Raw genomic sequence first — 17035 nt, forward strand, 5'->3', positions numbered from 1 at the left:
AGCGGAAGAGAAAAGTGGTGTCACCAGAGCAGTGCTGAATAGATTGATATAGAGGATATGGCAGCATTATGCTGTCAGGGCAAACAGCGCACTAACTGTTATCTAAGGACACTATTTCAAGGATTGCCAATGAGCCCGGAACGCTTTGCCCGCATTAACCACATGCTGGATAACCGCCAGCCAGATCTGACTATCTGTCTGGATCAGGTGCACAAAAATAATAACCTTGCAGCAATCGTTCGCACGGCAGATGCTGTGGGGGTGGGTCAGGTACATGCCGTCTGGCCCGATCCCAACCGCTGGGTGTCGGGCAACACCGCCTCCGGTAGCCAACAATGGGTTCACACCTGTAAATACGCCACTATCACCCAGGCGCTGACAGAAATTAAACGTCAGGGAATGCAGATTATCACCACGGGGATGAGTGCCAATGCGGTGGACTATACCCAGTTAGACTATACCCGACCCACCGCCTTTGTGCTTGGCCATGAAAAAGATGGCGTCAGCGCCACGGCGACTGCAATGGCCGATTATCAAGTCACCATCCCCATGATCGGCATGGTGCAATCCCTCAATGTTTCCGTGGCTGCAGCATTACTTTTATATGAAGCCCAACGTCAACGTAGCCGAGCTGGGATGTATGGTCAGCGACGATTGGATGAGCAACAGTGTCAGACCATTTTGTTTGAACATGGTCATCCTATCTATGCCAAAGCCTGCCGCCGTAAAGGTTTGCCCTACCCGCCACTGGATGCACAAGGCCAGATTGTCGCCGACAGTCATTGGTGGCAGTTGATGCGCCAGTCTGTGACGACAGCGGCGAATTGAGCTTGTATAAAATCAATTTAACCAATTGTTTAAATTGGAATATATTAAAATTTCTTGTGTTTGCGCTAGTTCACAAAACTCGCCATACTGAGTCAGCGACACTGGATCATTGTTTAATGGAATGCCGCAATTAGCCATTCAGGAAAAGTGATAAGCTCATGGAAAATCAGATCAAAACACCGGTGGAAATGCTGGCACATTGGGTACAAGTGCAGGGAGACCGCACTTATCTCAAGCAGCCAGTACAAGGCAAATATGTTGAATTCAGCTGGCGGGATGTGCAGCAACAGATGCAGCAGTTGGCTGGGGCTTTGCGCCATCTGGGTCTCGTTCCCGGTGACAAGGTCGCCATCTTATCGAAAAACTGCGCGGAATGGTTTATTACCGATTTAGCCCTTATGTACGGCGGTTATATCAGTGTACCGATTTATCCCACTGCCAATGCCGACACCATTAAATACGTCTTAGAACACAGTGGCGCCAAAGCCATTTTTACTGGCAAACTGGATTACTGGAGTGATCAGGAACCTGGCGTAAAAGGCGATATTCTACGGTTATCACTGCCCTATGACACCATGCCCGCTCAATACTGTTGGCAACAACTGATGAAAATGGGACAACCACTAATCGATGCCCCCTTGCCACAGCCCGAACAGGTCATGACCATCATTTATACCTCAGGTTCAACCGGTCATCCTAAAGGCGCGGTACATACCTATGCTTCTTTTGGCTGGACCTGTGGCGCTGTCGTGCGGGATTTGCGCACCCATGGAGATGACCGCCTGTTGTCCTATCTGCCACTGGCGCATATTACTGAGCGAGTCGCCATTGAAGGCTCTTCTTTTTACTCCGGCTCCATAGTGTCATTTGTTGAAAGTCTGGACTCCTTTGTTGCTGACGTGCAGCACTGCCGCCCAACGGTGTTTTTCTCCGTTCCCCGGCTATGGAGTCTATTTCAACAAAATATCGTCAATAAGATCGGCAGCTTTTCCAAGCTCAACCTGCTGTTGAAAATTCCCCTGCTGCGTAATGTGGTTAAACGCAAAATTCAGCAAGGCCTTGGATTGGATAAATGTCGGTTGCATGGCTCTGGTTCTGCGCCAATTCCACCATCACTACTGCAGTGGTATCACAGTATTGGTATTGATATTTGTGAAGCTTGGGGCATGACAGAAAATTGTGCTTACTCCATTATCAATTACCCCTTTGACCTGCGAAAAATTGGCACGGTTGGCAAGCCAATCGATGGTTGTCGGGTAAAAAAAGGCCCGGGCGATGAAATGCTGGTAAAAAGCCCGGGGCTGATGCGGGAATATTACCGTCAACCGGAGGCAACCGCTGCCGCTTTTGACAGTGATGGCTTTTTTCATACCGGGGATGTGTGTGAAATTGATGACGATGGCTGTATCAGTATTACCGGCCGGGTCAAAGACAACTTTAAAACCTCCAAAGGCAAATATGTTGCGCCCGTACCGATTGAGCGCCGCTTGGCTCAGGATCCCCATGTAGAACTTATCTGTGTTATCGGCTCAGGCCTGCCCCATCCTATCGCCTTAGTGCAATTATCCGAATCTGCCATGTTGCAACCCAGAGATGAAGTCCGCCAGTCATTACAACATACCTTGGATAGTGTGAACCCACAGCTGGAGTCCCATGAAACTGTAGATGCCATTATTGTGGCTCAGACCCCGTGGACCATTGAAAATGACATTCTGACCCCCACCCTGAAAATTAAACGCCATGTACTGGAAAAACAGTTTAGTGAGAAAGTTGATGGTGTGCGGGGTGGGCAGATCTGCTGGGAAGATGAAATCGCGGCGGCAAAACGGTCATAATGCGTGCTGTATAGCATTCATAGCGCGAGTACCCAGTTAAACTAACGTAAATGATTTACCTGTGCTCACTGATGGGTACAGGTAAATTTTTTTGTGCGGCTTCAAAAGCTGCCCTGCTCGCTTTTTATACCATCTTATAGGTACATTCTGATACAAATCGTTTGATAAAGCAGCAAACGGTCAAGTCGCAAGCATTTTTCTCTGTATCAAATTCAAACTGATTTAATAAACTGTCGCCTTTATTCGCTATAGCCATATTTTACGCGGGAGATGAGGATGAGCACAGGTGTAATGAAGTTTGCGATAGATGACGGGTCTACCAACGTCAAAATCAGTTGGATTGATAACGGAAAAGTACGCAGTATTACCTCTCCCAACTCCTTTCGCAAAGATTGGAAAAGTGCGGCACTGCTAAGTGACAGAAAGGTATATAACTACCAAGTTGGTGAAACCAAATATACCTATGACGCCACATCAGACAAAGCCCTATCTACCACCCATGTAGCATTCCAGTACGACGATCTGAACCTATTGTCCGTACACCATGCTCTGCTGCAGACAGGGGTACAACCGGGTCCTGTCAGCATTTTGGTCACCCTGCCAATCACAGAGTATTACAACGCTGATGATTGCCAGAAGAATGAAGCGAATATCGCCCGCAAAAAAGCCAATTTGATGCGAGAAATTCAGCTGAACAAAGGCGAACTGTTCACTATCACTGATGTGGAAGTGTTACCAGAAAGTCTGCCAGCAGTATTGACCACCCTGATGGACTCAGGTGTGAATCAATTTACCAAATCTCTGGTAATCGACTGCGGTGGCACCACTTTGGATATGGGCGTTATCGTTGGTGAATTTGATGATGTCTCTGCTGTTTATGGTAATGCCGAAATCGGTGTATCCATGGTGACAGATGCGACACGCAAAGCCTTGGCCGCGGCCGACAGCGATGCCAGCTACTTGGTCGCTAACGAGCTGATCAAACAACGTCACAACCGTGACTTTGTTGAGCAGGTGATCAACGATCTGAGCAAAGTCGACTGGGTACTGGAGCGTATTGAAAACAAAATTCATGAGCTGGGTAATGCCGTCGCTTATGAAGCCAAAGTTTTTGCCCGTAACCCGAACCGTATTTATCTGGTTGGCGGTGGCGCATTACTGGTTGAGCCAGCAATTCGCGAAGCCTATCCAACACTGGCAGACAAAATTATTGTGGTCCCAGAGCCTCAAGAGGCCCTGTCCCGGGAAATCTGCTGTTATCACGCTGCTGACGCAGAGTAACAGGTGAACTATGCAGGTTAGATGCAGCTTTACCCTGGACCCCGACAGTCATGAAAGCCATGAGTATGCCATTGAGCTACTCAAGCGCTGGCAGAATCAGGAAAAAGATCGCCAAGATGACAGTCAGGCCAGCCAACAGCGGCGCAATCGCTTTCACCGGGATCTTTATCTGTCCGGTCTGGTGATGCACCAACTGGCACCGACATTGCCAACCCTGCTGCCTCAGGTGTTAACCCCCAGCAACCTGACCCATGTCAATGTGCTGAATATTATGCAGGCAGCCGGGCTACCTTACTGTGAAGAGCAGCGAGGAGGACTGTCTGACAGCCAATGGCAGAAACTGACCGCACTATTGCAGGCCAATCAGCCTGAAGCCGTGCAGCCACAGGCAGCAGAGGATCAGACTCAGCAATTGCTTGACGGGCAGCAGGCGCTACTGGATCAGCAGCAGACATTGTTGCAACAGTTACTGGATGGTCAGCAGCAACTTAGCGAGCAGTTGCAGGCCCTCACTGCGAAAGCGGCTGAACCTGTGGACAGCCAGCCAACAACTGCGACAGTGGATAACAGTGAATTATCTGCCAAACTGGCGGGGATTTCACTGACGCAGGATAAACTGCTGTCGCAACTCAAAGCGATCCGCAGCGAGCTAAAGCAACGGCCGCAATCGGCTCAGGCTGATGCCACGCCACAACCGGCTTTAGATGATCAGCTCAGCAAAGCTGCGCGAGTTAAAGCAAAAGGGCTTTGGTAAGCCACCGCTGTGATATTGGAAAAACAAAAAAACGCCATCCTCGGATGGCGTTTTTATTTTTATACTGCAACTAACCGTGTACTTAATCAGCAGAGGTCATCAGCGCCTGTTTCTGCGCAATGGCTGCGGCGACTCTGGCAGGCGCTGTACCTCCCAGTACATCGCGCTTATTGAGACAGGACTCAATCGTCAACACCTGATACACATCATCTTCAATTTGTACGGCAAATTGCTGCAATTGCGCCAGTGACATGGCTTCAATCGGCTGGTTATTGGCGATGGCCTGCAGCACCACCTCGCCAACAATATGGTGCGCCTGACGAAACGGGATCCCTTTGGCGACCAGATAATCAGCTAACTCAGTGGCATTGGCATACCCTTGTTGCGCTGCCGCCAATGTTTGCTGTGGCTTAACCTTCAAGCCGGACAATACCAACACGGTCATTTCCAGACACAATTGCCAGGTATCCATCACATCAAACAGGCCTTCTTTGTCTTCCTGCATATCCTTGTTATAAGCCAACGGCAGTGCTTTCATCGTGGTAAGAATGCCCGTCAGCGCGCCATACACCCGGCCGGTTTTGCCCCGGATCAACTCAAGGGCATCAGGATTTTTCTTCTGTGGCATTAGGGATGATCCCGATGTCACCTCATCAGCCAACTCAATAAATCCAGCCTCTCCTGAGTTAAAGAAAATCAAATCTTCTGCCATCCGACTCAAGTGCATCATGCTAATGGACGCCGTAGCGCAAAGCTCCACGACATGATCCCGATCCGATACGCCATCAAGGCTATTTAGGGTGGGCGCCGCAAATGCTAGGCTGGCAGCTAAGGCGTGACGGTCAATGGCATATGCCGTCCCGGCCAATGCGCCACTGCCTAACGGACAGGTATTAAGCCGTGTCATTGCGTCAGTCAGGCGACTGGCATCACGCTCAAGCATCTCCACATAAGCCAGCGCCCAGTGGGCAAAAGTGACTGGTTGAGCCCGCTGTAAATGGGTATAGCCTGGCATAACAGATGTTTGTTCCCGCTGGGCTAACGCCACGAGAGCCTGACAAGCTTCAGTCACTAGCGCGCTAAGCACCATGCCTTTATCTTTACACCAAAGTTTAAGATCGGTCGCCACCTGATCATTACGGGAACGGCCTGTATGGAGTTTTTTCCCGAGGTCTCCCACTTTAGCGATCAGCGCCTGCTCAACAAAGCTATGGATATCTTCAGCGCCACTGCGCAGAATAATCTCCGGCGCCTGCGCCACTTCCAGCTGCAATTCCGCTAAGGCGGCTTTCAACGCCAGCCCCTCATTCTCAGTTAATACCCCGACACTCACCAAGGCTGCCGCCCAAGCGACCGAACCACGGATATCCTGCTCAACTAAACGATAATCCACCGGCAGTGAGTCATTAAACTGTTTGAACAGTACGCTGCTTTCGCCACTGAATCTGCCACCCCATAAGGCCATGACCTTCTCCTTTATCTACCTGCGATGTGGCAACTGACTGCCACATCGCTTATTTATGTCAGTAAATTATTTAATGCCCAGCGACCGGATCCGGCTGGACAAAGAATAGAGCCGAATAAAGCCCTCAGCATGTTGCTGGTCATACACATCATCGGCACCAAAGGTGGCAAATGCTTCTGAGTACAAGCTGTTAGGAGAACGTTTTTTCACTGCTATCGCCTGGCCTTTATATAGCTTAATCACCACCTCACCATTAATGCCTTCAGCCAAGGATGCAGAAGCCGCCAGCAGCGAATCACACAGCGGCGTAAACCAGCGGCCGTCATACACCAGTTGCGCCATCTTGGCGCCCACCTGTTCCCGCCACTCCCGGCACTGGCGATCCAATACCAACTCTTCAATTGCCCGCAATGCGGTAAAAATTACCGTCCCGCCGGGGGTTTCATAACAACCACGGGATTTCATCCCCACCAGACGGTTTTCGGTTATATCCACCCGGCCTACACCATGAGCAGCAGCCAGTTCATTGAGCGTCATCAACACCTGATAGGGTGACATTGCCTCCCCATTCACCGCGCACACTTTGCCTTGGGCCAGCGTCAAGCTGACATAAGCTGGCGTATCAGGGGCAGCCTCCGGCGCGACGGTCATCGTCCAGACCTGCTCTGATGGCTCATTCCAAGGATCTTCCAGTTCGCCCCCTTCGTGGGAAATATGCCACGCATTGGCATCTCGGCTGTAAATCTTGGTGGCACTGGCGGTAGTGGGAATATCCCGCTCAGCCAGATACGCCAGCAGATCTTCCCGGCTGACCATATCCCATTCCCGCCAAGGCGCAATCACGGTCAGATCCGGTGCTAGTGCGGCAAAACAGCCTTCAAAACGCACCTGATCATTGCCTTTGCCAGTACAACCATGACATAGAGCATCCGCCCCTACCTGGCGGGCCAGTTCAACCTGAGCCTTAGCAATCACCGGCCGGGCCATAGAAGTCCCTAGCAGATAAGTTCCCTCATAGATCGCGCCACTAGCAACGGTGGGATAAATATAATCCTGCACAAAAGCGTGTTTTAAATCGACCACATAGCAAGCTGAAGCACCAGAAGCCAGTGCCTTGGCTTCAATGCCGGCTAATTCAGCCTCGCCCTGACCAACATCGGCGCAAAATGCAATAATTTCGCAGTTATCATAGTTTTCTTTCAGCCATGGGATAATGGCAGAGGTATCTAAACCGCCGGAGTAAGCCAGTACGACTTTTTTGACTTTCACCTTATCGTTCATTATGTCTTTCCTTTATTCAAATCTGTATCTGAGATGCGGCGATCATCACACCGCAAACTCTGTGTTAAGTAGGGTTAATAGCAGGGCATTTTGTGCATGCATGCGATTTTCCGCCTGACGCAGCACCAAAGAGCCCGCGCCATCGATCACCTCATCGGTGACCTCCTGTCCCCGGTGTGCAGGTAAACAATGCATAAACCAGCTGGCATCAGCTGTTGCCATCAGCCCGCTATTCACCTGATAAGGCATAAACTTGGCTTCAATCTCCGCAAAGCTGGTGTTATCCCCCATGGAAATCCAGGTATCGGTATACACAGCCTGATGCCCAGCAATATCCTCAGGGTTGTCACTTAAACGGATCTCACCACCATGTTGCGCCGCCAATTGCTTAGCTTTCGCCACCATTAAGGCATCGGGGAAATGTCCCGCCGGACAGATCACCGTCATAGAAGCCCCTAACAGCGCGGCACCAAACATCAAAGAATGGGTGACATTATTACCGTCCCCTATGTATGCCAGCTTCAGAGCGGTCAAATCTGGACAAACTTCAGACAAGCTCAAAAAATCTGCCAGTCCCTGACAAGGGTGGTAAAGATCTGACAAGGCATTGATCACAGGAACCGATGCATGAGCCGCCAGTGTTTCCAGCGTGCGATGGCTAAAGGTTCTAGCAACAATGGCATCAGCCCAGCAGGACAGATTAGCCGCAAAATCCGCAACGGACTCCCGCTGCCCCAGTGCGCCATTTTGCTGATCCAAATACAGACAGTGGCCACCGAGCTTATTAATACCGATATCAAAACTAACCCGGGTTCGCAGGGATGGTTTCTCAAACAACATCACCACATTGCGGCCAGCCAATGCCTGTCGGTATCGGTCCGGCTCAGCTTTAACACTGCGGCCCAAAGCCAGTAGGTCGAGCAATTGTTGTTGAGTTAATTCTGTTAGTGTCAGTAACTTATCCATTGCGTTTCTCTCCCGGATTCACGTTTTCTTTTACTCCATTCAAGGCAGAATTTGCGTCCCAATGCGCGCGCCTTGACGCAAAGCCTGCATCTGCCTCGCATCCCGCCAAGATGCCACCTGTACCGGCGCCCCCAACCACTGCGCCACTTCAAGCGCTGCAGCCACTTTTACCTTCATCCCCTCAGCCACTATGCCCAGATTGATAAGATCACTGATGCCTTGCTGATCCAATTGCCCGATTAACTGCCCTTTACCGTCCAACACCCCGGAAACATCAGATAGCAGTATCAATTCACCACCCAATAGCTTCGCAATAGCGGCAGCGGCCTGATCAGCATTGACATTGAGCAGCTGACCTTTGTTGTCCAATGCAATCGAACTGATCAGTGGCAACCACCCTTTACTCAATAAAAACATCAGCAGCGCCGGGTCTTGCCCTGTCACCTGGCCGACGGCGCCCAATGCGGGATCTTTTATCTCAGCCACCACCATAGCGGCATCACCAAGGCATAATCCCACTGAAGTGATCCCTGCTGCGACAGCGGCAGACTGCAACTGTTTATTGGCACTGCCAGCCAACGCGCCAGCGATAATGGGCATTTGCTCCGGCGGGGTGATCCGCAAACCATCTCGTTTTTCTGTCACCATGCCATTGCAGCTTAATTGCTGCTCAACTAAACAACCGCCACCATGCACCATCACCAAAGGGCGCCCAGCGCGTAATAAGTCGGCAACCGTCGCCATCAACCGGCTCAGTCCGATGTCACTTTCCAGCAGAGCTCCGCCGACTTTGAGTACCAAGGGTGTTGTTGTCGCGCTCTTTGCCGGCAATAAACTGCTTTGTTCCATTTTCAGCCCCTTAAATTCAATTTTGTTCAAAATGAATTTTTATGCACTGCATTGCCTGCCCAGCAGCACCTTTGAGTAAATTATCAATTGCGCTACCAATCACCAGATAACCGCTGCTTTCATGGTACTGCCACCCCATCAAACACAAGGGTGTTCCAGCAACATCATCGATCTTAGGAAAACCGTTAGGCAGCATATGCACCAGTTCACAATCGTCATACACAGCAAATGCGTTTGCTATATCCTGACGCGTGACACCAGGCTGTAATTTAACGGTGATAGTGGCCAGAATGCCGCGCTTAAAATTGCCCAGATGCGGCGTAAAAATCACTTCACGACCCAGCTGGGTTTCAATTTCAGGCCAATGCCGATGCCCAAGTACCCCGTAAGGTGTCAGGCTGACTTCGCTGAAACTGGTATGTAATTGCGCCTTACGGCCAGCCCCCGTCACGCCGCTCACAGCATTAATCACCGGCCGCACACTGGTATCCAACATGCCAACCAAAGGCTTTAGCGCCAGCAATGACGCCGTTGGGTAACAACCTGGCACCGCAATTAATTTGGCCTTAGCAATATCAGCAGCATGCCACTCCACCAACCCATAAACGGCTGCAGATAACAGCTCTGCCTCGGGATGAGTAAAGCCATACCAAGCTGGATAGGCCGTCGCATCAATAAAACGGTAGGCACCACTGAGATCAAAGACAGGTACTTGCTGTGCCACAAACCAAGCCGCCAAAGCAGCACTGACGCGATGATCTGTTGCCAACACCACGGCATCGGCTTGCCTAGCTATCTGCTCCTGCGCTGCTTCAGTCAATCCTTGTAGCTCAATGTTCAGTTGTGGATATCCGGGGTACAGCGTATTTAAACATTTACCCAAATCTTCACTTTCAGCAGAAACATAGAGCCCTTGCAGTGCAAATCCTGGGGTGGATGCAATCTGACAAGCCATTTGTGCACCGGTATAACCGCTTGCTCCGATGACGGCGATGTGCTTCATTGGTAACGTCCTTATTATTTGGCATGAACAAATTAACGATTGGAACAGAGGTAGCCGGAGCGGCCGAAAAATGGCGGGGATTATCGTCGTAGGCAAGGAAAAACGTGTTGCAGCAGAGTATTGAACCCCTGAATGCTGCTGATTGATGTGGCCATGTTACCGCTCCGTACATGAAGAAATTTTTAGCTGGTTGACAGAGTAGCACAAAAAACTAACTATGCAATAATATTGAATAACTATTTTTGATATTTTTAAGGAAAGACCATGACTGCCGTGCCGGATTTGCACACCTGTTTTAAGACCCTAATTGCCAGCCCCTCCATCAGCTCACTGGATCCAAGCCAGGATCAGGCTAATGACCAACTAATCCAGCATCTGCATCACTGGCTAACTGATCTGGGCTTCCGCTGTGAGGTCAAGCAGGTGATTAGCAGCCGAGGAAAACAAAATCTGTTGGCCAGCATAGTGCCACCAGACAGTCGGGGGGGATTATTACTCAGTGGCCACACAGATACCGTACCGTTTGATCAACAGCGCTGGAACAGTGACCCGTTTACCCTGACGGAAAAAGATGGCCGCTGGTATGGTTTGGGCAGCTGTGACATGAAAGGTTTTTTTGCCCTGATTATTGCAGCCTTACAGGAACTGCCTCTGACGGAATTAAAGCGGCCACTCTATATTCTGGCTACCGCAGATGAAGAAACCACGATGAATGGCGCGAAGGCATTTGCTGCTGAACGTAAGATCCAACCAGATTATGCCATCATCGGAGAACCCACCGGTCTTCGTCCTGTCTATATGCACAAGGGACATTTAGCAAAAGGGATCCGCATTACCGGTCGCAGTGGCCATTCTTCAGATCCTGAACTGGGACTCAATGCTATTGAGATCATCAATTTAGCTATTAGCCAATTGCTAAAACTCCGCGAGCACCTGAAACAAGGTTACCAAGAATCCGTATTCAGCGTGCCTTATCCGACGCTCAATCTAGGGCATATTCATGGTGGTGATGCCGCAAATCGCATCTGTGGCTGTTGCGAGCTCCATCTGGATCTTCGCCCAATTCCGGGGATCCCTCTGCCCGATCTTGAAGTATTGCTCCGCCAATACCTTATGCCTATTACCGATCAATATCCCGACAGCCTAGAAATCTTTAATCTCTATCCAGGCTCGGAAGCATTTAAAGGCGATGCCAGTAGTGACTGGAGCCAGCAGGTGGCAGCCCTAAGCGGACAGCAACCGGAGGTGGTGAACTATGCCACTGAAGCGCCTTATCTACAGCAACTTGGCTGTCAAACGCTGGTATTGGGGCCAGGTCACATTGCTCAGGCACATCAACCCGATGAGTATCTAGAAATGCAGTATCTGCAGCCAACAGTGCGATTAATTAAAGAATTAATATATAACGCATGCCTTATCTAGAACTCAATTGAATAACTATGCTGTATTCAAAGAGATGTCTCTGTATGATGAGAATGACCCTATCGCAGCCGCAGACACGCTGCTCTCAATAACAGCGCTGCCGGCTGTATATATTTTCCGGAGCGAACATGACAGATATATACGCCCCCCTCAGATCAAATGTCAGTAATCTGGGGCAGATCCTTGGTGACACAATGCGCAGTCACCTGGGCGATGCTTTTGTTGAAAAAGTTGAACAAATCAGACAATTGGCTAAACAGTCTCGCCAAGGGGACGCTGAATCTCGCCAACAGATGCTGGATCTGCTAACTCAGTTACCCGATGACGAGCTGGTACCTTTTGCTAAAGCATTTAACCAATTCCTCAACCTGGCTAATATTGCCGAACAATTCCATACCATCAGCCGCAACTGTGATGAGCTGATCAGTGTGACAGATCCGGTCGATATACTGCTGGGGCGTATGCTTAACGGTTCGATCGATGAAAATAAGGTCTTTTCCTGTTTAGAAAATCTGGATATTGATCTGGTACTGACGGCGCATCCGACCGAGATCTCTCGCCGTACCCTGATCCAGAAATATACCGGCATTATTGATTGCCTGACTGAGTTGGAAAATGATCAGATCAGTGAGCGGGAATCCCGCGCCTTGCATCTGCGTCTACGGCAATTAATCGCCCAGATCTGGCATACCAATGAGATCCGCAATGAACGGCCAACCCCAGTAGATGAAGCCCGCTGGGGCTTGGCAACCGTTGAAAACTCCCTGTGGCAGGCCGTGCCTGAATTCCTGCGCCAGCTTAATGATCAGGTTAAACAGCGCACGGGAAAACAGATCCCGATTGATATAGCACCGGTTAGATTTTCCAGCTGGATGGGCGGCGATCGGGATGGCAACCCATTTGTTACTGCACACATTACTGCTGAAGTATTGGATCGTAACCGGCACACAGCAGCCCGCCTCTACCTGAAAGATATTGTGTTATTGGTCAATGAACTGTCGATGGAAGAAGCCAATGACGAGCTCAAAGCCATTACCGGTAACGGCCATGAACCCTATCGGGATATTCTGCGCCAATTACGCCACAAATTGCGCAACACCATCGACTTCCTCAACCTACGGCTAGAGGGACACAGACCGGAAGTGGCACCAGACAGTATTATCTGGCACCAAGACGATCTGAAGCAGCCATTAACCTTGGTTTACCGCAGTTTATGCGACTGTGGCATGAGCTTAATCGCCAACGGGCTACTGCTGGATATGCTGCGACGACTGGCCTGTTTTGGTATTCATATGCTGCGGTTGGATATCCGTCAGGATGTGGAACGCCATAGTGATGTGATTGCAGAGTTAACCCGTTATTTAGGCATGGGCGATTACAGCCATTGGGAAGAATCAGAAAAACAGGCTTTTTTACTACGGGAGTTAAGCAGTAAACGGCCGTTGATCCCAACAGATTGGGCACCATCTAATGATGTTGCCGAAGTTATTGCGACCTGTCGCTTGATTGCCAAACAACCTGCCTGTGCGCTGGGGTCTTATGTGATCTCTATGGCCAGCACCCCTTCAGATGTACTGGCAGTATTACTGCTACTGAAAGAGACGGGTTGCCATTACCCTATGCGGGTTGTCCCGCTGTTTGAAACCTTAGACGATCTCAACCACGCGGCAGATTGCATTCAAGCATTGCTGGCCATTGACTGGTATCGAGGTTACACCAAAGGGATGCAGGAGGTGATGATCGGTTACTCTGATTCAGCCAAAGATGCCGGGGTCATGGCTGCTGCCTGGGCGCAATATCAAGCTCAGGAGCAACTGGTTGCGGTATGCCAAGACGCTCAGGTTAAACTGACCCTATTCCATGGCCGCGGCGGTACTGTTGGCCGGGGTGGCGGGCCAGCCCATCAAGCCATTTTATCCCAACCGCCGGGCTCTGTTGATGGTCGCATCCGAGTTACCGAACAAGGGGAAATGATCCGCTTTAAATTCGGGCTACCTAAGTTAGCTGTACAGTCCTTAGCGCTATACACCTCTGCAGTAATGGAAGCGACATTACTACCGCCACCAAAACCTAAGCAAGAGTGGCGTGATTGCATGCAGCACATTGCCGATAACTCGGTAATAGCTTACCGCAATATCGTACGGGAGGAACCGGACTTTGTTGCCTACTTCCGCGCCGCGACACCAGAGGTTGAATTGGGTAAACTGCCGCTAGGCAGTCGCCCAGCGAAACGTAAAGTCGATGGCGGAATTGAGAGCCTGCGAGCCATCCCCTGGATTTTCGCTTGGTCACAAAACCGGTTAATGCTGCCAGCGTGGTTGGGTGCAGGTGAAGCACTCCTGCAGGAAATCGAACAAGGAAAGCTGCCACTATTGCAGGAAATGCAAGCTTGGCCGTTTTTCAATACCCGGATCTCCATGTTGGAAATGGTCTATGCCAAAGCTGAGCCAAACTTAGCCCGTTATTATGAAGCCGTGCTGGTACCAAGTGAGTTACATCATTTAGGCCATACGTTACGTCAACGGTTACAACAGGGGATCAGCGTAGTAATGACACTAACAGGCAGTGAGGAGCTAATGTCCCATACGCCTTGGAATCGTGAGTCGGTTAAACTGCGTAATCCTTATATTGACCCGCTGAACTTTCTACAAACTGAACTTTTAGCCCGAACCCGCAAACCCGGCGCCAGCAGTAATGCCGAACTGGCACTGATGCTGACGATTGCTGGCGTTGCCGCGGGGATGAGAAATACTGGATGAGAACCGCTTTACTTGCTTTACTGAGCGCCGGACTGCTACTGCTGTCCGGCTGCGCAGCCCATTATAGTGTTACTGAGCAGCAATTAACTGACTACCTTAACAAGGAGTTAAAGTTTGATGTGCAGCAAGGCAACGATATCTTTGGCGCCAAGCTCAAACTCAATCATGTTGCTGTTACCTTAGGCCAGCGCCCCGGCACCATGTCGGTAACGGCTGACAGCAGCATAGTTATCAACACCCCACTACTGCCATTGCGAGCTAGTTTAACCGCTGAGTTTGATGCAAAACCTTGGTATGACAAAAACACCCAAGGGATCTATCTTAAAGATCTGCAGCTCACCAAGGTCAAGTCCACACCAAAGGATATTGAAAAAGCCATCGATCAGGTATCTCCCGAATTGATGCGTTATATTCGCACTTACTTGGAAAGCCAACCGGTATATATCTTAAATACCGATCATACGGATCAAGCCTTGCTGGCTCAATTTACTGATCAGATCCGGGTCGATCCCGGCAAACTTGTATTGGTATTTAAATAGCCCAAACAAAAGCGCAGCAAATAGCTGCGCTTTTTCATGCTTTGTTACTGTTGATTTATCCTATTTACTCAGCAGGAAAATCCCTCTCTGCTGTCCGGGTAATATAACCATAATCAGCAATCACAGGTAATGCCAGCAATGCCCGTCGCAACATGTCATAACCGACAGCACAGCTCATCTGGCGGATCTGTTCCCGAGTGCGGCGAGAGAGCAAAATCATCTGGCAGTGCACGCCCTGCCTGGTAGCCAATGATATTGCGACTGTTCCTACCGGTTTTTCAGTACTGCCACCATCTGGGCCAGCAATACCACTGGTTGCCAATGCAAAATCGGCATCCAGTAGCCCCCTTACACCAGAAGCCATTGTCGCCGCAGTTTCTAGGGAGACCGCACCATGCTGTGCCAATGTCAGCTCAGGGACTGCCAATAACTTCATCTTTGCAGCATTACTATAGGTAACCAGCCCCTGCTGCAGGTAAGCAGAGCTACCGGGGAACGCCACCAATTGACTGGTCAACATACCGCCAGTACATGACTCAGCAATACTTAACGTCTGTTGCTTTTCTAATAATAAATGGTGGACAGCTTCAGCCAGTGAAGAATAGTGCGCCGTAACCAAGGCGTCACCCAGCAAGATTTTCACCTGTTTAGTGATAGCTGCTAGTGCGGCAATTGCCTGCTGACCGCGAGCAAACAGCTTGATTTCGATATAAGGCATCGAAGAACGGTAACCCAAAGTAATACCATCAGGTAAGTGACAAGCTGACAGTATATCTTGCAGATTCGACTCGCCTTGACCCAATGTCAGCAATTTTTCAACTCGAGTCGGCTCCCCAAGCTGAAACTCTTGCTGCAAAAAAGGGATAAATTGCTCTTCCACCATGTGCTTAAATTCAAAAGGCACACCAGGGGTAAAGTACAACCAGGCTCGATTTAATTTAACCCGGAAACCACAGGCAGTACCCACCGGATTATCAACCATCACAGCTGATGCAGGCAGCATGGCCTGTTTAAGATTACTCGTTGGCATCGTGCGCTGATGTTTGGTGTACCAATCTTCCATCTTTGTCCGCCACTGAGCATTTTCGACCAAAGCTTCTCCTTTTGCTTCAGCCATTGCCTGAGCAGATAGATCGTCAGTCGTCGGCCCAAGACCACCATTTACCAAAATGACATCGGCATGATGACTACGTTCCTGAAACGCTGCCACTAAATCTTCCAGACGATCACCAACAGTTAAACGTCTTTGCATTTCAATGCCTTCTGACAATAATCTGTCAGCGCACCAAGCAGCATTGGTATCGACTATCTGCCCGGCTAACACTTCCTCACCGGTACAAATCATTTCTAATTTCATCAATTTCTCCATTCCACTCCCTGCTAATACTTTCAGTATCTGCGTAAGGATCATTTGACTCCAGCTTTTAATTAGCTGATATATTGAAATAATTAAACAATATAAAGATCAAGATGCCATTTTTTGCAGCAGAAAATACGTCGCTGATATAAATAAAGGAAATGAGGAGCAAAAGAGCTAACACAAAGAAAATACTTACTTGCTTAAAACGGGAGTTTTTATGGATAAAGCTTATAACAATGGTGTATTTCGAATGCTTAACAAACGGCTTACCTTGCCAATAAGACTCTTTAGAGCAATTTAGAAAAAATAACGGAAAATTTGTGATAGAAAGACTAAGCAACTGAGCTTTTGAACTAAATTTCAAATACAAAAAAGCCCCGTCATTTCTGACGAGGCTTCGATGTAAGTGGCGGAGCGGACGGGACTCGAACCCGCGACCCCCGGCGTGACAGGCCGGTATTCTAACCAACTGAACTACCGCTCCACTAAATTAGGCGCTTGGCGATGACCTACTCTCACATGGGGAAGCCCCACACTACCATCGGCGCGACTGCGTTTCACTTCTGAGTTCGGAATGGGATCAGGTGGGACCACAGTGCTATTGTCACCAAGCAAATTCTGTACAATCTAGAAAGCTGCTTTTTTTTCTCGTTCTCTAACTTCAATCAAGTCTTGATTATTCTATCAAGGTTT

At 49.5% G+C, this 17035-nt stretch carries 13 protein-coding genes, 1 tRNA gene and 1 rRNA gene; 7 read left to right on the top strand and 8 right to left on the bottom strand.

The features are described from left to right. The first annotated feature begins 129 nt into the window (after window positions 1–129). The 4 genes from trmH (at window position 130) to NFHSH190041_RS18725 (ending at window position 4698) form a co-directional block, all read left to right on the top strand. Window positions 130–828, top strand: a complete 699-nt coding sequence (trmH, locus tag NFHSH190041_RS18710) for a tRNA (guanosine(18)-2'-O)-methyltransferase TrmH (protein WP_261923210.1) — start codon at window positions 130–132, stop codon at window positions 826–828. A gap of 158 nt (window positions 829–986) precedes the next feature. Beyond that, window positions 987–2663 carry an AMP-binding protein gene (locus NFHSH190041_RS18715; RefSeq protein WP_261923211.1) on the top strand — a complete coding sequence of 559 codons (1677 nt, stop codon included), beginning with the start codon at window positions 987–989 and terminating at the stop codon, window positions 2661–2663. Between the two features lie 276 nt (window positions 2664–2939). Further along, a complete protein-coding gene (locus NFHSH190041_RS18720; protein ID WP_261923212.1) occupies window positions 2940–3944 on the top strand; it encodes a plasmid segregation protein ParM in 1005 nt (334 codons plus the stop codon). Window positions 3945–3954: 10 nt separating this feature from the next. Further along, on the top strand, window positions 3955–4698 hold the full coding sequence (locus tag NFHSH190041_RS18725; protein ID WP_261923213.1) for a plasmid partitioning/stability family protein: 744 nt from the start codon (window positions 3955–3957) through the stop codon (window positions 4696–4698). An 82-nt stretch (window positions 4699–4780) separates the two neighbouring features. Here the strand turns inward: NFHSH190041_RS18725 and argH are convergent, their stop codons facing one another. From argH to argC, 5 genes are all read right to left on the bottom strand, one after another. Then, window positions 4781–6163: an argininosuccinate lyase gene (argH, locus tag NFHSH190041_RS18730; RefSeq protein WP_261923214.1), complete on the bottom strand. Its 1383-nt coding sequence runs from the start codon at window positions 6161–6163 to the stop codon at window positions 4781–4783. A 66-nt stretch (window positions 6164–6229) separates the two neighbouring features. Next, on the bottom strand, window positions 6230–7444 hold the full coding sequence (locus tag NFHSH190041_RS18735) for an argininosuccinate synthase (RefSeq protein WP_261923215.1): 1215 nt from the start codon (window positions 7442–7444) through the stop codon (window positions 6230–6232). A 45-nt stretch (window positions 7445–7489) separates the two neighbouring features. After that, on the bottom strand, window positions 7490–8410 hold the full coding sequence (locus NFHSH190041_RS18740; protein WP_261923216.1) for an ornithine carbamoyltransferase: 921 nt from the start codon (window positions 8408–8410) through the stop codon (window positions 7490–7492). 39 nt (window positions 8411–8449) lie between these two features. Continuing rightward, window positions 8450–9259 carry an acetylglutamate kinase gene (gene argB / locus NFHSH190041_RS18745; protein ID WP_261923217.1) on the bottom strand — a complete coding sequence of 270 codons (810 nt, stop codon included), beginning with the start codon at window positions 9257–9259 and terminating at the stop codon, window positions 8450–8452. A gap of 16 nt (window positions 9260–9275) precedes the next feature. Then, entirely contained in the window at window positions 9276–10262 is a 987-nt protein-coding gene (gene argC / locus NFHSH190041_RS18750) for an N-acetyl-gamma-glutamyl-phosphate reductase (protein WP_261923218.1), read from the bottom strand. A gap of 264 nt (window positions 10263–10526) precedes the next feature. On the opposite strand from argC, the gene argE reads away from it, so the two are divergent. The 3 genes from argE to NFHSH190041_RS18765 all read left to right on the top strand — a co-directional run bounded on the left by argE (window position 10527) and on the right by NFHSH190041_RS18765 (window position 14982). Further along, window positions 10527–11684, top strand: coding sequence for an acetylornithine deacetylase (gene argE / locus NFHSH190041_RS18755; protein ID WP_261923219.1), 1158 nt, complete (start codon window positions 10527–10529; stop codon window positions 11682–11684). A gap of 128 nt (window positions 11685–11812) precedes the next feature. Beyond that, on the top strand, window positions 11813–14443 hold the full coding sequence (ppc, locus tag NFHSH190041_RS18760; protein ID WP_261923220.1) for a phosphoenolpyruvate carboxylase: 2631 nt from the start codon (window positions 11813–11815) through the stop codon (window positions 14441–14443). After that, window positions 14440–14982 carry a DUF1439 domain-containing protein gene (locus NFHSH190041_RS18765; RefSeq protein WP_261923221.1) on the top strand — a complete coding sequence of 181 codons (543 nt, stop codon included), beginning with the start codon at window positions 14440–14442 and terminating at the stop codon, window positions 14980–14982. The genes ppc and NFHSH190041_RS18765 overlap by 4 nt, the downstream gene beginning before the upstream one ends. Before the next feature lie 64 nt (window positions 14983–15046). Here NFHSH190041_RS18765 and NFHSH190041_RS18770 read toward each other — a convergent pair whose 3' ends face one another. The 3 genes from NFHSH190041_RS18770 to rrf all read right to left on the bottom strand — a co-directional run bounded on the left by NFHSH190041_RS18770 (window position 15047) and on the right by rrf (window position 16954). Then, window positions 15047–16339: a CinA family nicotinamide mononucleotide deamidase-related protein gene (locus NFHSH190041_RS18770; RefSeq protein WP_261923222.1), complete on the bottom strand. Its 1293-nt coding sequence runs from the start codon at window positions 16337–16339 to the stop codon at window positions 15047–15049. A gap of 410 nt (window positions 16340–16749) precedes the next feature. Next, window positions 16750–16826 (bottom strand) — tRNA-Asp (locus tag NFHSH190041_RS18775). Between the two features lie 12 nt (window positions 16827–16838). Then, window positions 16839–16954 (bottom strand): 5S ribosomal RNA (gene rrf, locus NFHSH190041_RS18780). Between the last annotated feature and the right edge of the window lie 81 nt (window positions 16955–17035).

This window comes from Shewanella sp. NFH-SH190041, from assembly GCF_024363255.1.
GTDB lineage: Bacteria > Pseudomonadota > Gammaproteobacteria > Enterobacterales > Shewanellaceae > Shewanella.

Excerpts from the sequence above, each read along its gene's own strand:
- NFHSH190041_RS18740 (WP_261923216.1), bottom strand. The coding sequence starts at position 8,410 with ATGGATAAGTTACTGACACTAACAGAATTAACTCAACAACAATTGCTC.
- NFHSH190041_RS18725 (WP_261923213.1), top strand. The coding sequence starts at position 3,955 with ATGCAGGTTAGATGCAGCTTTACCCTGGACCCCGACAGTCATGAAAGC.
- NFHSH190041_RS18770 (WP_261923222.1), bottom strand. The coding sequence starts at position 16,339 with ATGAAATTAGAAATGATTTGTACCGGTGAGGAAGTGTTAGCCGGGCAG.
- NFHSH190041_RS18735 (WP_261923215.1), bottom strand. The coding sequence starts at position 7,444 with ATGAACGATAAGGTGAAAGTCAAAAAAGTCGTACTGGCTTACTCCGGC.
- argH (WP_261923214.1), bottom strand. The coding sequence starts at position 6,163 with ATGGCCTTATGGGGTGGCAGATTCAGTGGCGAAAGCAGCGTACTGTTC.
- ppc (WP_261923220.1), top strand. The coding sequence starts at position 11,813 with ATGACAGATATATACGCCCCCCTCAGATCAAATGTCAGTAATCTGGGG.
- NFHSH190041_RS18720 (WP_261923212.1), top strand. The coding sequence starts at position 2,940 with ATGAGCACAGGTGTAATGAAGTTTGCGATAGATGACGGGTCTACCAAC.
- argE (WP_261923219.1), top strand. The coding sequence starts at position 10,527 with ATGACTGCCGTGCCGGATTTGCACACCTGTTTTAAGACCCTAATTGCC.
- argB (WP_261923217.1), bottom strand. The coding sequence starts at position 9,259 with ATGGAACAAAGCAGTTTATTGCCGGCAAAGAGCGCGACAACAACACCC.
- argC (WP_261923218.1), bottom strand. The coding sequence starts at position 10,262 with ATGAAGCACATCGCCGTCATCGGAGCAAGCGGTTATACCGGTGCACAA.
- NFHSH190041_RS18715 (WP_261923211.1), top strand. The coding sequence starts at position 987 with ATGGAAAATCAGATCAAAACACCGGTGGAAATGCTGGCACATTGGGTA.
- NFHSH190041_RS18765 (WP_261923221.1), top strand. The coding sequence starts at position 14,440 with ATGAGAACCGCTTTACTTGCTTTACTGAGCGCCGGACTGCTACTGCTG.
- trmH (WP_261923210.1), top strand. The coding sequence starts at position 130 with ATGAGCCCGGAACGCTTTGCCCGCATTAACCACATGCTGGATAACCGC.